The following is a 14,468-nucleotide window of genomic DNA, read 5'->3' as shown; positions in this document are numbered from 1 at the left end:
GGGTTCAGGGCATGGTCGCCGTGTAGGTGACTCGGCCATTGTTGACGCCGGCGCCACCGTAGGTGCCGGCCGCCACCACATTGTTGTTCGCGTAGCTGTAGGTCCACTTGCCCTCCTGCCGAACCATCTTGTTGGTTGCAGGCAGGAGTACCGATGAGCCCGCACCGCCCGTGGCATTGAAGCTCGGGTGGGTGATGCTGCCATTGTTGAAGTTGGCCGTGGTGTTCGGCAGTGCGGCGCTGGCGACGTTGATCTGGTTCCAGCCGATCTGCTGGCTGGCCGTGCCGTTGTTCAGCGGGCCGGTGGTGCTGGAATTGAGCGTGATGTCGCCGCCGTTGCCCATGACGCGCACCGTGACGGCGCCGTTGCCCAGGTCACCGCCGGTGCCCGCCACCGCCGTGCCGTTGCCGACCGAAGCGGCCGGTACGGCGAAGTTGATCATGTCGACCGTGCCGTTGTTGGCGTACTCGGTGCCGGTGCCCACGCGCAGGTACAGGATGCGCGGGATGGTCACCACGAGATCGAGCTTGGCCTGCGCCGTCAGCGTGGCGCTTGCGCCACTGACGAATTGAGATTCGGCGTGGGCCGAGCCCAGCGCAGCAGCGGCGAGCCCGGCCAGCAGCGCCAGCCGCGCCCAGGTCCGCATGATCGTTTACGAAGGTTGAATGAGTCGGAAGTCGGGATGCCGCTCGCTCAGGGCATCGTGGCGGTGTAGACCACACGGCCGTTCTGCGTGTTCACGCCGCCGTAGGTACCGGCTGCGGCCACGTTCTGGTTCTTGTAGCCGTAGGTCCACTTGCCTTCCTGGCGGACCAGACCGTTGGTGGCGGTCAGCGTGGTGGCGGTGCCGTCGCCGCCGCTCGCCGCGTTCGTGTTGAACGCAGGGTGCGTGATCGCGCCGTTCGTGTAGCCGCTGGTCTGGGCCGGCAGTGCGGCTTCAGCCACGGTGATCTGGTCCCAGCCGATGGTGCTGCCGGAGCCGTTGTTCATCGCACCCGTGGTCTTCGAGTTCAGTTGCACGCTGCTGGCGCCGTTGGCAAGCACGCGAACCGTCACCGCGCCGTTGGTCTGGTCACCGCCCGTCGCCGACACCGCGGTGCCGTTGCCGATGCCCGCGGCCGGAACCTGGAAGTCGAGCAGGTCGACGCTGTTGGCCGCACCGATCTGCAGCGAGAGAAGACGCGGCACGGTGATCTTGAAGTCCAGGTTCGCATTGGCCTTTGCATTCGAGCCTGCGTTGGTGACCACACCGGAATCAGCCAGTGCTGCCAGCGGCGAAACGAGAGCCGCAACGATCGAGACCAGGAGAAGCTTTTTCATGATTGATTTCCTAAATTGGAGGGGGCACAGCGATGAAGTCGATGGGTGAACTGTAGGAGGCCTCCCACAAACGGCGTAGGACATAGTTCTCAGAAAAGTCTCAATGAGTACTTTTGGGGGCCCTTTTGTGATGTAAGTCTTTGTAGCTGTAGGTTGGTGCCCACTACGGCCGTGAATTCGGTCACGGTTGGTAACGCCAAGGGCCTTTAGTAAAGTTGTCGGTTCGCCATCGGCGATGTGTTTTCTCTCGACTGACAACGCGTCATGACAATTTCCAAGACCAAACTTCCTTTTCAGGCTGAAGTCGCGCAACTTCTTCACCTCGTCACGCATTCGCTCTACTCGAACAAAGAGATCTTTCTGCGTGAGCTGATCTCGAACGCGTCGGATGCTTGCGACAAGCTCCGCTTCGAGGCGATCGACCAGCCCGCGCTCTACGAGGACCAGCCCAACCTCGAAGTGCGGGTGTCCTTCGACCAGGCCGCCAAGACCATCACCATCGCTGACAACGGCATCGGCCTGAGCCAGCAGGAAGCGATCGACAACCTCGGCACCATTGCCAAGAGCGGCACGCGCGAGTTCATGAGCAAGCTCTCGGGCGACCAGAAGGCCGACGCGCAGCTCATCGGCCAGTTCGGCGTGGGCTTCTACTCGGGCTTCATCGTGGCCGACAAGATCACCGTCGAATCGCGCCGCGCGGGACTGCCGGCCGAAGAGGGCGTGCGCTGGGTGAGCGCGGGCGCCGGTGACTTCGAAGTCGACAGCATCAACCGCCCGCAGCGCGGCACCAGCGTCACGCTGCACCTGCGCGACGACGCGGACGAATACCTCAACGCCTGGAAGCTCAAGTCGGTGATCGGCAAGTATTCCGATCACATCTCGCTGCCCATCCTCATGGAAAAAGAGGAGTGGAAAGAAGGCGAGGAGAACAAGGGCGGCTCGATGGTCAAGACCGGCGAGTGGGAGACCGTCAACCAGGCGAACGCACTCTGGAGCCGTCCGAAGAAGGACGTCACCGAAGAGCAGTACGTCGAGTTCTACAAGAACATCAGCCACGACTACGACGCGCCGCTCGCATGGAGCCACAACCGCGTCGAAGGCAACACCGAGTACACGCAGTTGCTGTACATCCCGGCCAAGGCGCCGATGGACCTCTGGAACCGCGACAAGCACGCCGGCGTGAAGCTTTACGTCAAGCGCGTCTTCATCATGGATGACGCCGAATCGCTGCTTCCGAGCTACCTGCGCTTCGTCAAGGGCGTGATCGACTCGGCCGACCTGCCGCTCAACGTGAGCCGCGAACTGCTGCAGGAAAGCCGCGACGTGAAGGCCATCCGCGAAGGCAGCACCAAGCGCGTGCTCGGCATGCTGGAAGACCTCGCGAAGAAGCAGAAGACCGGCAGCGAAAGCAGCGAAGGCAAGATCGACGTGGGCTCGGGCGAGGCCGTGCCGTCGCCCGAACCGACCGAGGGCGTGACCGACGTGGTCGACAAGAACGCCAAGCCGACGCCCGCAGCAGAGGCCGCCGCGGACTTCGCCGACGAATCGGGCAAGTACGCGAAGTTCTACGCCGAGTTCGGCGCGGTGCTCAAGGAAGGCCTCGGCGAGGACTTCGTCAACCGCGAGCGCATCGCCAAGCTGCTGCGCTTTGCATCGACCACCAGCGACACCGCAACCGTGAGCCTGGCCGACTACAAGTCGCGCATGAAGGAAGGCCAGGACGCGATCTACTACATCACCGCGGATACGCTGGCGGCCGCCAAGAACAGCCCGCAGCTCGAGATCTTCAAGAAGAAGGGCATCGAGGTGCTGCTGATGACGGACCGCGTCGACGAATGGGCGCTCAACTACCTCACCGAGTTCGACGGCACGCAACTCCAGAGCGTGGCCAAGGGCGCGGTCGATCTCGGCAAGCTGCAGGACGAGTCCGAGAAGAAGGCGGCCGAGGAAGCAGCCGAATCGTTCAAGCCGGTGCTGGAACGCCTCAAGGAAGCGCTCAAGGACAAGGCCGAGGACGTGCGCGTGACCACGCGTCTCGTCGATTCACCCGCCTGCCTCGTCGTGCAGGACGGCGGCATGAGTACGCAGCTCGCGCGCATGCTCAAGCAGGCCGGCCAGGCTGCGCCCGAAGTGAAGCCGGTGCTCGAAGTCAACGCCGACCACCCGCTCGTGAAGAAGCTCGAAGGCTCGGCACACTTCGACGATCTGGCGAACATCCTGTTCGACCAGGCGCTGCTCGCCGAGGGGGGCTTGCCGGCCGATCCGGCAGCCTATGTGCGACGTGTGAACGCACTGCTGGCCTGAGTCAGCGTGCCGGGCCGACCGAGGCGCGAGAACGCGCGCGTCAGGTCGCCCGGCCGTTCAGCCACACGGTTCCGATGCCACCCAGCCCGATGAGGCAGATGCCTGCGACCGCCCAGATGTCAGGCGCATGGGCGAACAGCAGCCACCCGATCGCGGTCGCAAAAATGATCTGCGCGTAGGCGAAGGGCATCAGCACGGAAAGCGGCGCGAGGCGAACCGCGCCTGCCATGCTGACGTGGCCTGCGGTTGCGAAGGTGCCCATCAGCAGCAACAGGGCCCATTGCTTGCCGCTCGCGAGGCGTAGCGTCGGCGCGAGATCGAGCGGAAGCGCCAACAGAACAAGCCCCAGCACCAACGTCACTAGCAGCGCCGAAAGGAAGTTGGTGACGACAAGATCGTCAGCGCTGGCGATGCGGCGCGTCACCAGCTGGAAGGCCGCATAACAGAGCGCGCTGGAGATAGGCAGCAGCGCACCCCAGCCCAACGCACCCGCACCTGCGGGCCGAACGACGGCCAGCATGCCGACGACGCCGAGCGCGACCATGGCCCATCGCGCCGGGGAGACCCGCTCCTTGAGCACGAGCGCACTCAGCACGGTGGTGGCCACGGGCGCGAGCAGCATGAGGGCGGTGAATTCGGCGAGCGGAATCAGCTGAACGCCGTAGAACGAAGCCGCCGAATTGCAGAGCAACAAGACGGCGCGCAGGCACTGCAGCGCGGGCACGCGGCTTCGGACCTTGAGCGCGCCGCCCCGCATCAGATGCCATCCCGCCATCGTGGCGGTCTGGAACATGTAGCGGACCCACAAGAGGACCAGCACGGGAATCGATCCACCGAGGTACTTGATCGTCGAGTCGCTGCCGGCAAACATGCATGTGGTCAGCAGGACGAGCGCGATGCCGGTGCTCAGGTCCGGGGCTTTTGGGGCCTTGTTCGCGGGGGACATTCCAGGAGAGGTGAGGTGGTCGCAGGCAGCGCATCGCGATCACGTCGGCACCTGGCCGCACATTATCTCCGCCGGAAGCCCGGGCCCTGGAAAGAAGGCAAGCCTTGATTGGCGTCAAACCGCAGCGATGCGCATTGACTATGCTGGTCATCGCGCCGAGGGCACGGCGAAGGAGTGCGCGCGATGGACCATCCGCTCGACAGTCAATCCCCTCTGGAGGCTCCCGCGGTGCGCCGGGTCGGCGCGCTGCGACCATTCGCATGGCTGTGGATGGGGGCACGGGACCTTGCGTTCCGTCCCGGTGTGAGCTTCGGCATCGGTGCGGTGGTTGCGGTCCTCGGCCTGATCCTGACGACAGTGACTTGGCAGGCCACCTACCTTGCACCAGCGCTGCTTGGCGGATTCCTGCTGGTGGCCCCCTTCATTGCCATGCCGATGTATGCGCTGTCGCGCCAGCGGGAGCAGTCCGCCGCTCCGGACACCACGCAGGCCTTTCAAGCGTGGCGCGGCAACGGGGATTCGATTGCGATGTTCGGTCTGGTGCTTGCGCTGGCGTACCTGGCCTGGGAGCGCCTGGCGGCCATCGTGTTCGCAATGTTCTTTACCGAGCAGGTGCAGCGCGTGCCGCATCTGCCTCCGTCCCTGCTCCTGCCGGGCCAGCCGGTCAGTCTCGTGCTCGCCTTCCTCGCGGTAGGCGCCGCGGTGGCTGCGGTGGTTTTTGCGCTGGGTGTCGTCAGCGTGCCGTCGCTGATGGATCGGCCCGTGGACGTGATCACCGCGGCGCTGACCAGCTTGCGGTGCTGTGCCCGCAATCCGGTAGCCATGCTGCTGTGGGCTGCGTTGATCGCAACCCTGACAGCCGCGGGCTTCGCGACGTTCATGCTCGGGCTCATCGTGACCTTCCCGTGGCTCGCACATGCGAGCTGGCATGCCTACCGCGAGATGGTCGACACCTAGAGGTCTCAGCAGGTCGGATCGATGAAGCGCTCGCCCGGCGTGAGCGGCGCATGCCGGTACGTCGCCGGCGTGCGACTGAGCTTCACCGGTGAGCCGATGCCGCGATAGCCGCCTTCGAGCTCCACCACCATGCCGCGATGCGCGGTGTGCGGATGCGTGAGCGCGGCGTCCACCGGCAGCACTGGTGCCGCGGGCACGCCGGCCGCCATCAGCGTGTCGACCAGTTCGCGGCCATCGAAGTCGGCCAATGCGGCTTCAAGTTGCTGCTTGAGTCCATCGCGGTTGACGGACCGCTGCCCTGCAGTGGCGTATCGCGGGTCTTCCGACAGTGGCTGCTGCCCGATGCACGCGCAGAAACTTGCGAACTGCCGGTCGTTGCCCACGGCCACGAAGATCGGATCGGTACGCGTCTTGAGCGCGTCGTAGGGGTAGATGTTCGGATGCGCATTGCCGGTGCGCTTCGGCGCGGTGCCGTCCATGAACCAGTTCGCCGCATGCGGATGCAGCAGCGAGAGGCCGCTGTCGTAGAGCGCCGCTTCCACGAATTGGCCGCGTCCGCTGCGCTGGCGTTCGTTCAGCGCGAGCAGCACGCCGATCACCGCGTTGAGGCCGGTCACCATGTCGACCACCGGCAGTCCCACCCGCAGCGGGCCGCCATCCGCTTCGCCGTTGATGCTCATGATGCCGGTCATCGCCTGCACCGCAGCGTCGTAGCCCGGTAGCGCGCCGAGCGGGCCATCCGCGCCGAAGCCCGAGACGCGGCACCAGACGAGGCGCGGGAAGCGCTTCGACAGCGTGTCGTAGCCGATGCCCCAGCGTTCCATCGTGCCGGTCTTGAAGTTCTCGATCAGCACATCGGCCTCGGCGACCAAAGCCAGCAGTGCCTCGCGCCCCTCGGGCGATCCGAGATCCAGATGCTGGACGCGCTTGTTGCGATTGAGCCCGTGGTAGTAAGACGCCACGCCCTCGCGGAAGGGCGGGCCCCAGGTGCGCGTGTCGTCGCCTTGCGGAGGTTCGACCTTGAGCACGTCGGCGCCGTGATCGCCGAGGATCTGGCCGCAGTAAGGGCCACCGAGGATGCGGGAGATGTCGAGCACGCGGACACCCGCGAGGGCGCCGGTGGGGCGGGCGTTCGTGGTCATGGCTATGGCTCCTCGATCCGGCTCAGTCGAGCTGCGCGCCCGATTGCTTGACCACCGACGCCCACATGTTCATCTGCTCGGGGATGAACTTGCCGAGCGCTTCAGGCGAAGTCGACGGCGCGGGCTCCAGGCCCTGGCTTGCGAACTGCTGCTTCACCTTCGGCGATGCGAGCACCTTCGCGAAGGCCTCGTTGAGCTTCTTCACGCGGTCCGGCGGCGTACCGGCGGGCGCGACGATGCCGAAGAACACGCTCACGTCATAGCCCTTCAGGCCTTGCTCGGCGAGGGTAGGCACGTCGGGCAACGCCTGCGAGCGCTGGGCAGTGGTCACGCCCAGTGCGCGCAGCTTGCCGGTCTTGAGGTAGGGCATGGCGGTCAGAACGTCGGTGAAGCTCATGCTCACCTGGCCGCCCAGCAGATCGGTCAACGCCGGACCGGTGCCTTTGTACGGAATGTGCTGCAGGTCCACGCCGGCCATCGAGTTGAACAGCACGCCCGCGAGGTGCGACGAAGCGCCGTTGCCCGACGAGGCGTAGCTCAGCTTGCCCGGATTGCTCTTGGCGTAGGCGATCAGCTCCTTGACGTTCTTGACCGGCACCGAGGGATTCACGACCAGGATGTTCGGAAGGTGACCGACCTGGATCACCGGCGCGAAGCTCTTCGACGGGTCGTAGTTGATCTTGCGATAGAGGCTCGAGTTGATCGCGAGCGGCCCGGAGGTGCCGAACAGCAGCACATAGCCGTCCGCCGGCGCGCGCGCGACCAGCTCGGCACCGATGTTGCCGCCCGCGCCGCCTCGGTTGTCCACGATCATCGTCTGGCCGATGACCTCCTTGATCTCGGCGGCGAGCGTGCGCGCCATCGCATCGGTCGGCCCGCCTGGCGGGAAGGGCACGACCAGCGTCAGGGGCTTGTCGGGAAAGCTGTCGGCGTGGGCTGCAGGCACCATGGGCAGCACCGAGGCGCAGGCAACGAGAAGGGGTGCGAGGAATCGTTTCATGAATGTCTCCTGTAGTCGTGATCGTGGAATGCGCAGATTCAGGCAGTGGCGAGCGCGGGCGTCGCGGCTTTCGCGGACCAGTCGGCAGGCACCGCGTCGGGCGTGAGCGGATCGCGCGGCAGCACGCGATGCAGCAGCACCAGCTGTGCCCACTCGACGCGCTGCGCGGAGCCCGTGCGAGAGCCCTCCCAGGCCATCGCGATCGCACTGCAGGTGTGATAGAGCGCGGATGCGGCCTGGCGCGCGATGACATCGCCGCTTTCCTGCGTGGCGGTTGCGGCCAGTGCGGCGGCGCGAGTGAGCGCGTCGCGCAGCGCGGTCGCAAAGGCCGGTGCGATCGTCGCTTCGTCAAGCAGCTTGCCGAAGTGCGCCTGGAGTGCAGTCAACGAATCCTCGCGCTTGATGGCGCGCAGGACGTCGAGCGCGACGATGTTGCTCGTGCCTTCCCAGATCGAGCCCAGGTGCGCATCGCGCACGAGTCGCGGATCGGACCATTCTTCGATGTAGCCGCAGCCGCCGCGCACTTCCATTGCGTCACCGGTCACCTTGCGTGCATCGCGGCAGGCGCGGAACTTGATGAGCGGCGTGAGGATGCGCAGCAGCGGATAGGCAGACGTGTCGCCGCCGTCCGAACGCGCGAGCGCCAATGCGGTCTGGAACACCATCGTGCGCGCCTGCTCGGCCGGCAGTCGCAGCTTGGTCAACTGGCGCTGCATCAGCGGCATGTCGACGAGGCGCTTGCCGAAGGCGCGGCGTTCGCTCGCGATGTATTCGGCTTCGGAGACCGCGCGGCGCATCAGCCCTGCGGCGCGCACGCCGTTCGACAGACGCGAATTGTTGACCATGTCGGCCATCTGCACGAAGCCGCGGCCCTGTTCGCCGACGAGGTACGCGACGGCTCCTTCGAGCCGGATCTCGCCGCTGGCCATCGAGCGCGTGCCCAGTTTGTCCTTGAGCCGGATGATGCGGTAGTGGTTGGCGCTGCCGTCGTCGAGCTGGCGCGGCAGCAGGAACAGCGACACACCCTTCATGCCCGCCGGCGCGCCTTCGACGTGCGCGAGCACCATCGCGAAATCCGCGTCGGGGTTGGAGCAGAACCACTTGTCGCCGGTCAGGCGCCACTGGCCTGATGCGTCTTGCGCGGCGCTGGTCGCCGTGGCCGCGATGTCGGAGCCGGCGGCCTGCTCGGTCATGAACATCGCGCCCTGCGCCAGCGTGTCGAAGTCGACCGACTGGAAGCGCGGCAGGAAGCGCTCGACCAGCTCGGGGCTGCCGAACTTCTTGAGCGTGCGCGCCAGCGAGTCGGTCATCGAGACCGGGCAGCACAGGCCGAACTCGGCCTGCACGAAGAGATAGGTCAGGATGTACTTGACCAGCGGCGGCATCTTGCCCTTCCAGCCCAGGGTCTCTTCGCGGTGTGACATCGCGGCAAGGCCGAACTCGCTCAGTGCGAGGCGTTCCATCTCGACATAGGCCGGATGCTTGATCACCTTCTGGTCGTCGATGCCGGTGCGGGTACGCAGCTTGAGCGTCGGCGGATTGCGGTCGGCGGTCTGGGCCAGCTCATCGAGCGGGCCGCCGGCGAGTGCGCCGAGGCGCTCGAAGTGCGGCTGCATGTGCCGCGCCAGATCGGGCGGAAGGTACAGCGCGATGAGCTTGTGCAGCTCGGTGTCGGTGGTGAAGAGGTTCTGCCCGTGGCGGTCGGGCACGGGGTGGGCGGCGGTGCTGAACATGGCTCGTCTCCTTTGTGGATGGATGTTCGAGCGCGCGACGATTCTTGTCCAATATCGAATTGGTCTCGATTGATCCGATTTGCCTATCGTGGGAGACTGCGCCGCATGGAACTGCGACATCTGCGCTACTTCGTTGTCCTAGCCGAAGAGTTGCACTTCGGACGTGCCGCGCGTCGGCTGTCGATTTCGCAGCCACCGCTGAGCGTCGCAATAAGGCAGCTGGAAGACTCCGTCGGCGCGCGGCTGTTCGACCGCAACAGCAAGGAAGTGCGCCTGACTCCTGCCGGCGATGCATTGCTGGCTTCGGCCCGCGCGCTGCTGCGGCAGGCCGAAGAGGCAGCGCTCGAGGCGCGCGATGTCTCGCAGGGCTCGGCCGGACGGCTGCGCATCGGTTTCGTCGGCGCGATGCTCTACCGGGGGTTGCCGCAGGCGCTGCGCAAGTTCCAGGCAAAGCACCCGGCGGTGCGCGTCACGCTGTCAGAACTCAATTCGGGTGAACAGATTTCAGAGCTGCTGCATGACCGCCTGGACTTTGGCTTCGTGCACACGAGTCGCATGCCGGCGGAGCTTCGGCATGTGCTGTTGATGTCCGAACCCTTCGTCGCCTGCCTGCCGGTCGGTCATCGCCTTGCGCGGCGGCGCACCGTGCCCACGGCGAGCCTGCGCGATGAACCGTTCGTGCTCTTTTCGCGCAATGTGTCGCCGGACTATCACGAGCGCATCCTCGCCATCTGCGCCGACGCGGGATTCCGGCCGGAAGTGCGCCATGAAGTGCGCCACTGGCTGTCGGTGGTGTCGCTGGTGTCGCAGGGGATGGGCGTCGCGCTGGTTCCGAATGCGCTGCATCACTCGGCATTGCGCGGCGCAGTCTTCCGGCCGCTGGAAGAGCAGGGCGCGCACTCCGAGTCCTATTGCGTGTGGCGCGACGGACCGGAGAACGCAGTGGTGCAGGCTTTTCTGCGCACTGTGCAGGCCGGCCGCGGGAACGCTTAGGGCTAGATTCGCAGTGAGTTGGTGCTTGAGAGCCAGAACGGTCCGTCATGCGTCCGCCGGCTACTCGCGGTCCAGACTCGCTGCAGGACTTCGACGTGGCCAAGGAGTTCGACTGCTTCAATGTGATTTTCGGACGAGCACGTCTCGCCGGATGCGCTCGCCGCCTATCTGTCCGGCTCACGCGAGCGAAGCCTACTGACGGTGGTCGCCCCATGCGCGGTAGCTGGTGCGCCAACCCCATGGCTATACTGCGCCGGTCACGTCAGAGAAAAACGTGATCGGGATTGGACTCCCGCAAACCCGCTGCGATGCAAGCCGCAGCAACCGCAGAGGTTCTGCGGCTTCGTCGTTCGTGCCACCATTTTTTGGCGGCTCGGGCGGGGAGCCGCGAGGCTCGCCGGTTCGCGCAAGCGGGTTCCCGGTAGTCCAACCCGTTCGAGTCGCCGCCTCCGATTGGACTCGGTAGCGGCGGTTCTTTAAAACCGAACCCGCAGGGAGGCCATCCATGGCTAAATCCAATCGCGCACCCGTGTCACCGCTGCGCAAGGCGTCGTTATCTGCTGTGCAGCTCGACGACGATTTCTGCAATCTCAAGCGAGCCCTTCGCGCCGTCACATGCCTCGAAGGCCTGCTGACGCCGATCTACCTGACGCCACCTCACGAGCAGTTCAGCTTCGAGCCCGGCGATTTGCGCGCGCTGGTCGCGGTGATCAACGCAGAAGTGGTCCGCTGCACAGAGCCCGTCGACGCTTCCATTCGCTCGTTGCGCAAGGCCCTCAAGCACAAGGTGCACTGAGCGGGGTTCGGGTCAGGCGTAGAGCGGATCTTCCGCCATCGCCTCGCACTGGTCCTGCAGCATCTGGATCTGCCCCTTCCAGTAGTCGCTGGTGCCGAACCACGGGAAGTTGATCGGGAAGATCGGGTCTTCCCAGCGACGCGCAAGCCACGCGCTGTAGTGGATGAGCCGCAGCGTGCGCAGCGGCTCGATCAGGGCCAGTTCGCGCCGGTCGAAGCTGCGGAACTGCTCGTAGCCGTCGAGCAGGCCGCTGAGTTGCCCGGTGCGCTGCGCGCGGTCGCCAGACAGCAGCATCCAGAGGTCCTGCACTGCGAAGCCCGTGCGCGCGTCGTCGAGGTCGACGAAGTGCGGGCCGCCGTCGGGCCGGTCAGTCGGCGTCCAGAGGATGTTGCCGGGGTGCACGTCGCCGTGCAGCCGGAGTTTGGCGAGCGGTGGGTCGGCATCGCCCGGCCCGTCGCCGAGCGCCGTCGAGGCAATCATCTGGAACGCTTCGCTGCAGGCCGCTTCCCATTCGCGCTGGACATCGAGCGGCACCATGTGATGCCCGATCAGCCAGTCGCGCGACGCGATGCCGAAGGTCTGCAGATCGAGCGCGGGCCGCGAAACGAAGGGCTTCTGCGCGCCGACTGAATGGATGCGCGCGAGGAAGCGGCCGATCCATTCGAGCACTTCGAAATCGTCAAGCTCCGGCGCGCGACCGCCGCGATAGGGGCTCACGCTGAACGCGAATCCGCCGTGGTGGTGCAGCGTGCGGCCATTGATCGCCATCGGTGGCACGGCAGGTACTTCTGCGGCGGCGAGTTCGGTGGAGAAGCTGTGCTCTTCGAGGATCTCGGCTTCGGTCCAGCGACCCGGCCGGTAGAACTTGACCACCACCGGGACGCGGTCTTCCAGGTAGACCTGGTAGACCCGGTTCTCGTACGAATTGAGCGCGGTGAGCCGGCCGTCGCCGTAAAGGCCGAGCGTGGCCAGTGCGTCGAGCACCACGTCCGGCGTGAGGCTCTCGTAAGGATGGGCGTTGGCGGGTGCCGCAGACTGGGTCATGCGGAGATTGTCGCTAGCTTGAGACCGGATTCCTCGCGAACGAAAGGATGTGGCCGACGCGCGGGTCGCCCTTGCCGGCGAGCACTTCGGCGTAGGCGGCCTGCACAGCGGCGTCGCCGTCGTGGTGTTCCACCCGCAGCCACGGCGTCTTCGTGTCCGTAACCCGGCCGGTGAAGGTTCGCCAAGCCTCGGCCAGCCGCTGGCCGAAGGTCGCTTCGCCCCATTCGCCGACACGCTTCTTGATCTGCGCTGGAGCGAAGAAGAAGGTCGCGCGTGGACCGGGAAGTTCCTTGGCGGTACCGCCCGGCGCAAGCTGCTCGACGTGCGTGCCGCCGATCACGGCGCTGTGCTTGAGCTGGGTGAAGCGCGTGTGGATGGCGCGCCGCAACTCGCCATTGCCAGCGAAGTCCACGTAGACGGAGGGCGTATCGGCCGGTATCTGGTCGAGTTCGTCGTAGGCGAGCACGCGGTGGTAGCAGCCGAGGCTCGTGCAGAAGTCCTTGTTGGCCGCCGAAGTCAGGCCGACGACCTGGATGCCCTCGCGTTGCGCAAGCTGGAAGGCGGTGCCATAGGCCGTCTTGCTCGAAGCGCTCGACAGCAGCACCGCGCCCGGCCGTGCACCGAAGAAATCGTTGTCGTGCAGGAAATCGTCGATGAGCCACGACGTGATGTAGAGCGGCCGCAGCAGCGCCTGGATGTCCTCGGTGTCGGCGGTGTAGAGCGGGTCGGACTTGCAGCGGAAGTACTGGTTGTAGACCGCGGGCAGCGCGGCCCGATGCTCCGCGCCCTCGGAAAGCATGCCGGGCGACAGACGCTTGGGCGTCAGCACTGCGCCGGACGCCATCGGGAAGTAGCCGTACAGCCGCTCGCCGACCGCGACGCCGGGGTGCAGCGAAGCCACCACCGTCGCGAAACCCCACACCGGAATGATTCCCCAGCCTTCCTCGCCGCTCGGGAAGAACTGCCAGTAGCTCATCGAATCGCCGAACGCAGCGTAGGTGATGTTGTTGGAGGTGAGGGCGAAGCTGTCGATGCGTACGCGGACCTGCCCGTCCGCAAGACGTTGATCGTCGGCGGTGTGCAGGCGCGTGGAAGAGAGGTTGTCCTTGCGGACCAGGAAGTGGGTCGTGCTCACGAGGTTCTCCTGTTGCCTTGGGCGGGGAGCACCTTAGCGCAGCGCCGCTTCGGTTGCATGAAAAAAGCCCACCGGGCCGTCGCATAGGCGACGCCCCGGCGGGCTCTTGTCGATGCGCTGGAGAGCGGATCAGTTGACGGTCAGTTCGACCTCGACGTTGCCGCGGGTCGCGTTGGAGTACGGGCACACCTGGTGCGCGGTTTCAACGAGCAGCTTCTTCTGCGCGTCGTCGAGGCCGGGCAGCGTGATGGCCAGCTTGACCGCGATGCCGTAGGCGGCGCCGCCGTCGATCGGGCCGAGCGACACGCTGGCCTCGACCGCCACGTCTTCAGGCACCTTGACGTTGATCTTGGGCGACACCGCCTTCATGGCACCGATGAAGCAGGCCGAGTAGCCGACGGCGAAAAGCTGCTCCGGGTTGGTGCCAGGCTTGCCGGAACCGGGTGGGTTGAGCTTGACGTCGAGCGCGCTGTCGCTGCTCTTGCCGGCGCCGCCGTCACGGCCGCCAGTGGTGTGGGCTTGTGCGGTGTAGAGGACCTTGTCGAGTTTCTTGACCATGATGCTTCCTTCAGGTTGGTGGGTGGAACGGGAACAAAAAAATGGGTAACTAGCGCGCCTTGATGCGATCGCGCAGATGCTGCACCTGCTGCGTGAGCGATGCGATCTCGTCGAGTGAGCATTCGGATGCAGCCAGGAGACAAGCGGGGACTGCGACGGCGCGCGACTTGAGCTTGCGGCCGGCGGCGGTGAGGTTGACATGCACGCGGCGCTCGTCCGCCACGTCGCGGATGCGGGCCACGAGGCCGCTGGTTTCGAGCCGCTTCAGGAGCGGAGTGAGCGTGCCGGAATCGAGCGAGAGCTTTTCGCCGAGTTCGGACACCATGAGGCCGTCGCGCTCCCAAAGCACCAGCATCACGAGGTATTGCGGATAGGTGAGCTTGAGCTTTTCGAGCAGCGGCTTATACAGCTTGGTCATTGCCAGCGAGGCGGAATAGACCGCGAAGCACAGCTGGTTGTCCAGGCGCAGCATCTCGTCAGCAGTGGGAGCAGAGGAGGCTGAGGTACGCATGGGGCGAATTGTAGACAGCAATTTAATTG

14 protein-coding genes are annotated in these 14,468 nt (G+C 65.6%); 4 read left to right on the top strand and 10 right to left on the bottom strand.

From position 1 onward, the window contains the following. Positions 1-4: 4 nt before the first annotated feature. Both FHW64_RS21560 and FHW64_RS21555 read right to left on the bottom strand, forming a co-directional pair. Positions 5-646 carry a hypothetical protein gene (locus FHW64_RS21560; RefSeq protein WP_184529997.1) on the bottom strand — a complete coding sequence of 214 codons (642 nt, stop codon included), beginning with the start codon at positions 644-646 and terminating at the stop codon, positions 5-7. 47 nt (positions 647-693) lie between these two features. After that, a complete protein-coding gene (locus tag FHW64_RS21555; RefSeq protein ID WP_184529995.1) occupies positions 694-1,320 on the bottom strand; it encodes a hypothetical protein in 627 nt (208 codons plus the stop codon). A 264-nt stretch (positions 1,321-1,584) separates the two neighbouring features. Between FHW64_RS21555 and htpG the strand changes: the two genes are divergently transcribed. Next, entirely contained in the window at positions 1,585-3,624 is a 2,040-nt protein-coding gene (gene htpG, locus FHW64_RS21550; RefSeq protein ID WP_184529993.1) for a molecular chaperone HtpG, read from the top strand. A 40-nt stretch (positions 3,625-3,664) separates the two neighbouring features. On the opposite strand, the gene FHW64_RS21545 is transcribed toward htpG, so the two are convergent. Further along, positions 3,665-4,570, bottom strand: a complete 906-nt coding sequence (locus FHW64_RS21545) for a DMT family transporter (RefSeq protein WP_184529991.1) — start codon at positions 4,568-4,570, stop codon at positions 3,665-3,667. Positions 4,571-4,753: 183 nt separating this feature from the next. Here FHW64_RS21545 and FHW64_RS21540 point away from each other — a divergent pair, with 183 nt between their 5' ends. After that, entirely contained in the window at positions 4,754-5,527 is a 774-nt protein-coding gene (locus FHW64_RS21540; protein ID WP_184529989.1) for a DUF2189 domain-containing protein, read from the top strand. 5 nt (positions 5,528-5,532) lie between these two features. Here FHW64_RS21540 and FHW64_RS21535 read toward each other — a convergent pair whose 3' ends face one another. From FHW64_RS21535 to FHW64_RS21525, 3 genes are read right to left on the bottom strand one after another with little or no spacing between them, the layout of a single operon-like run. Then, a complete protein-coding gene (locus FHW64_RS21535; protein ID WP_184529987.1) occupies positions 5,533-6,669 on the bottom strand; it encodes a CaiB/BaiF CoA-transferase family protein in 1,137 nt (378 codons plus the stop codon). A gap of 22 nt (positions 6,670-6,691) precedes the next feature. Next, positions 6,692-7,669 carry a tripartite tricarboxylate transporter substrate binding protein gene (locus tag FHW64_RS21530; RefSeq protein WP_184529985.1) on the bottom strand — a complete coding sequence of 326 codons (978 nt, stop codon included), beginning with the start codon at positions 7,667-7,669 and terminating at the stop codon, positions 6,692-6,694. A 38-nt stretch (positions 7,670-7,707) separates the two neighbouring features. Next, complete coding sequence (locus tag FHW64_RS21525; protein WP_184529983.1) at positions 7,708-9,402, bottom strand: acyl-CoA dehydrogenase family protein; 1,695 nt, start codon at positions 9,400-9,402, stop codon at positions 7,708-7,710. Between the two features lie 105 nt (positions 9,403-9,507). Between FHW64_RS21525 and FHW64_RS21520 the strand changes: the two genes are divergently transcribed. Continuing rightward, positions 9,508-10,395 carry a LysR substrate-binding domain-containing protein gene (locus FHW64_RS21520; protein WP_184529981.1) on the top strand — a complete coding sequence of 296 codons (888 nt, stop codon included), beginning with the start codon at positions 9,508-9,510 and terminating at the stop codon, positions 10,393-10,395. A 505-nt stretch (positions 10,396-10,900) separates the two neighbouring features. After that, positions 10,901-11,191: a hypothetical protein gene (locus FHW64_RS21515; protein WP_184529979.1), complete on the top strand. Its 291-nt coding sequence runs from the start codon at positions 10,901-10,903 to the stop codon at positions 11,189-11,191. 12 nt (positions 11,192-11,203) lie between these two features. Here FHW64_RS21515 and FHW64_RS21510 read toward each other — a convergent pair whose 3' ends face one another. The 4 genes from FHW64_RS21510 to FHW64_RS21495 all read right to left on the bottom strand — a co-directional run bounded on the left by FHW64_RS21510 (position 11,204) and on the right by FHW64_RS21495 (position 14,439). After that, complete coding sequence (locus tag FHW64_RS21510) at positions 11,204-12,235, bottom strand: serine/threonine protein kinase (protein ID WP_184529977.1); 1,032 nt, start codon at positions 12,233-12,235, stop codon at positions 11,204-11,206. A 13-nt stretch (positions 12,236-12,248) separates the two neighbouring features. After that, positions 12,249-13,370 carry a DUF2855 family protein gene (locus tag FHW64_RS21505; RefSeq protein ID WP_184529975.1) on the bottom strand — a complete coding sequence of 374 codons (1,122 nt, stop codon included), beginning with the start codon at positions 13,368-13,370 and terminating at the stop codon, positions 12,249-12,251. Between the two features lie 129 nt (positions 13,371-13,499). Beyond that, positions 13,500-13,928, bottom strand: coding sequence for an organic hydroperoxide resistance protein (locus FHW64_RS21500; RefSeq protein ID WP_184529973.1), 429 nt, complete (start codon positions 13,926-13,928; stop codon positions 13,500-13,502). A gap of 49 nt (positions 13,929-13,977) precedes the next feature. Next, complete coding sequence (locus tag FHW64_RS21495) at positions 13,978-14,439, bottom strand: MarR family winged helix-turn-helix transcriptional regulator (RefSeq protein ID WP_184529971.1); 462 nt, start codon at positions 14,437-14,439, stop codon at positions 13,978-13,980. Positions 14,440-14,468 lie beyond the last annotated feature (29 nt).

Origin of the sequence: Variovorax sp. Sphag1AA (assembly GCF_014192575.1) — a bacterium.
In the GTDB taxonomy this organism is placed as follows: Bacteria; Pseudomonadota; Gammaproteobacteria; order Burkholderiales; family Burkholderiaceae_C; genus Variovorax.
The sequence above is the reverse complement of the archived record's forward strand: the minus strand, read 5'-3'. Positions and strand labels throughout refer to the sequence as shown.

What these genes read in the sequence shown, in the direction of transcription:
- FHW64_RS21520 (WP_184529981.1), top strand. Translation starts at nt 9,508, where the DNA reads ATGGAACTGCGACATCTGCGCTACTTCGTTGTCCTAGCCGAAGAGTTG.
- FHW64_RS21500 (WP_184529973.1), bottom strand. Translation starts at nt 13,928, where the DNA reads ATGGTCAAGAAACTCGACAAGGTCCTCTACACCGCACAAGCCCACACC.
- FHW64_RS21555 (WP_184529995.1), bottom strand. Translation starts at nt 1,320, where the DNA reads ATGAAAAAGCTTCTCCTGGTCTCGATCGTTGCGGCTCTCGTTTCGCCG.
- FHW64_RS21545 (WP_184529991.1), bottom strand. Translation starts at nt 4,570, where the DNA reads ATGTCCCCCGCGAACAAGGCCCCAAAAGCCCCGGACCTGAGCACCGGC.
- FHW64_RS21510 (WP_184529977.1), bottom strand. Translation starts at nt 12,235, where the DNA reads ATGACCCAGTCTGCGGCACCCGCCAACGCCCATCCTTACGAGAGCCTC.
- FHW64_RS21560 (WP_184529997.1), bottom strand. Translation starts at nt 646, where the DNA reads ATGCGGACCTGGGCGCGGCTGGCGCTGCTGGCCGGGCTCGCCGCTGCT.
- FHW64_RS21530 (WP_184529985.1), bottom strand. Translation starts at nt 7,669, where the DNA reads ATGAAACGATTCCTCGCACCCCTTCTCGTTGCCTGCGCCTCGGTGCTG.
- FHW64_RS21515 (WP_184529979.1), top strand. Translation starts at nt 10,901, where the DNA reads ATGGCTAAATCCAATCGCGCACCCGTGTCACCGCTGCGCAAGGCGTCG.
- FHW64_RS21540 (WP_184529989.1), top strand. Translation starts at nt 4,754, where the DNA reads ATGGACCATCCGCTCGACAGTCAATCCCCTCTGGAGGCTCCCGCGGTG.
- FHW64_RS21495 (WP_184529971.1), bottom strand. Translation starts at nt 14,439, where the DNA reads ATGCGTACCTCAGCCTCCTCTGCTCCCACTGCTGACGAGATGCTGCGC.
- FHW64_RS21525 (WP_184529983.1), bottom strand. Translation starts at nt 9,402, where the DNA reads ATGTTCAGCACCGCCGCCCACCCCGTGCCCGACCGCCACGGGCAGAAC.
- FHW64_RS21535 (WP_184529987.1), bottom strand. Translation starts at nt 6,669, where the DNA reads ATGACCACGAACGCCCGCCCCACCGGCGCCCTCGCGGGTGTCCGCGTG.
- htpG (WP_184529993.1), top strand. Translation starts at nt 1,585, where the DNA reads ATGACAATTTCCAAGACCAAACTTCCTTTTCAGGCTGAAGTCGCGCAA.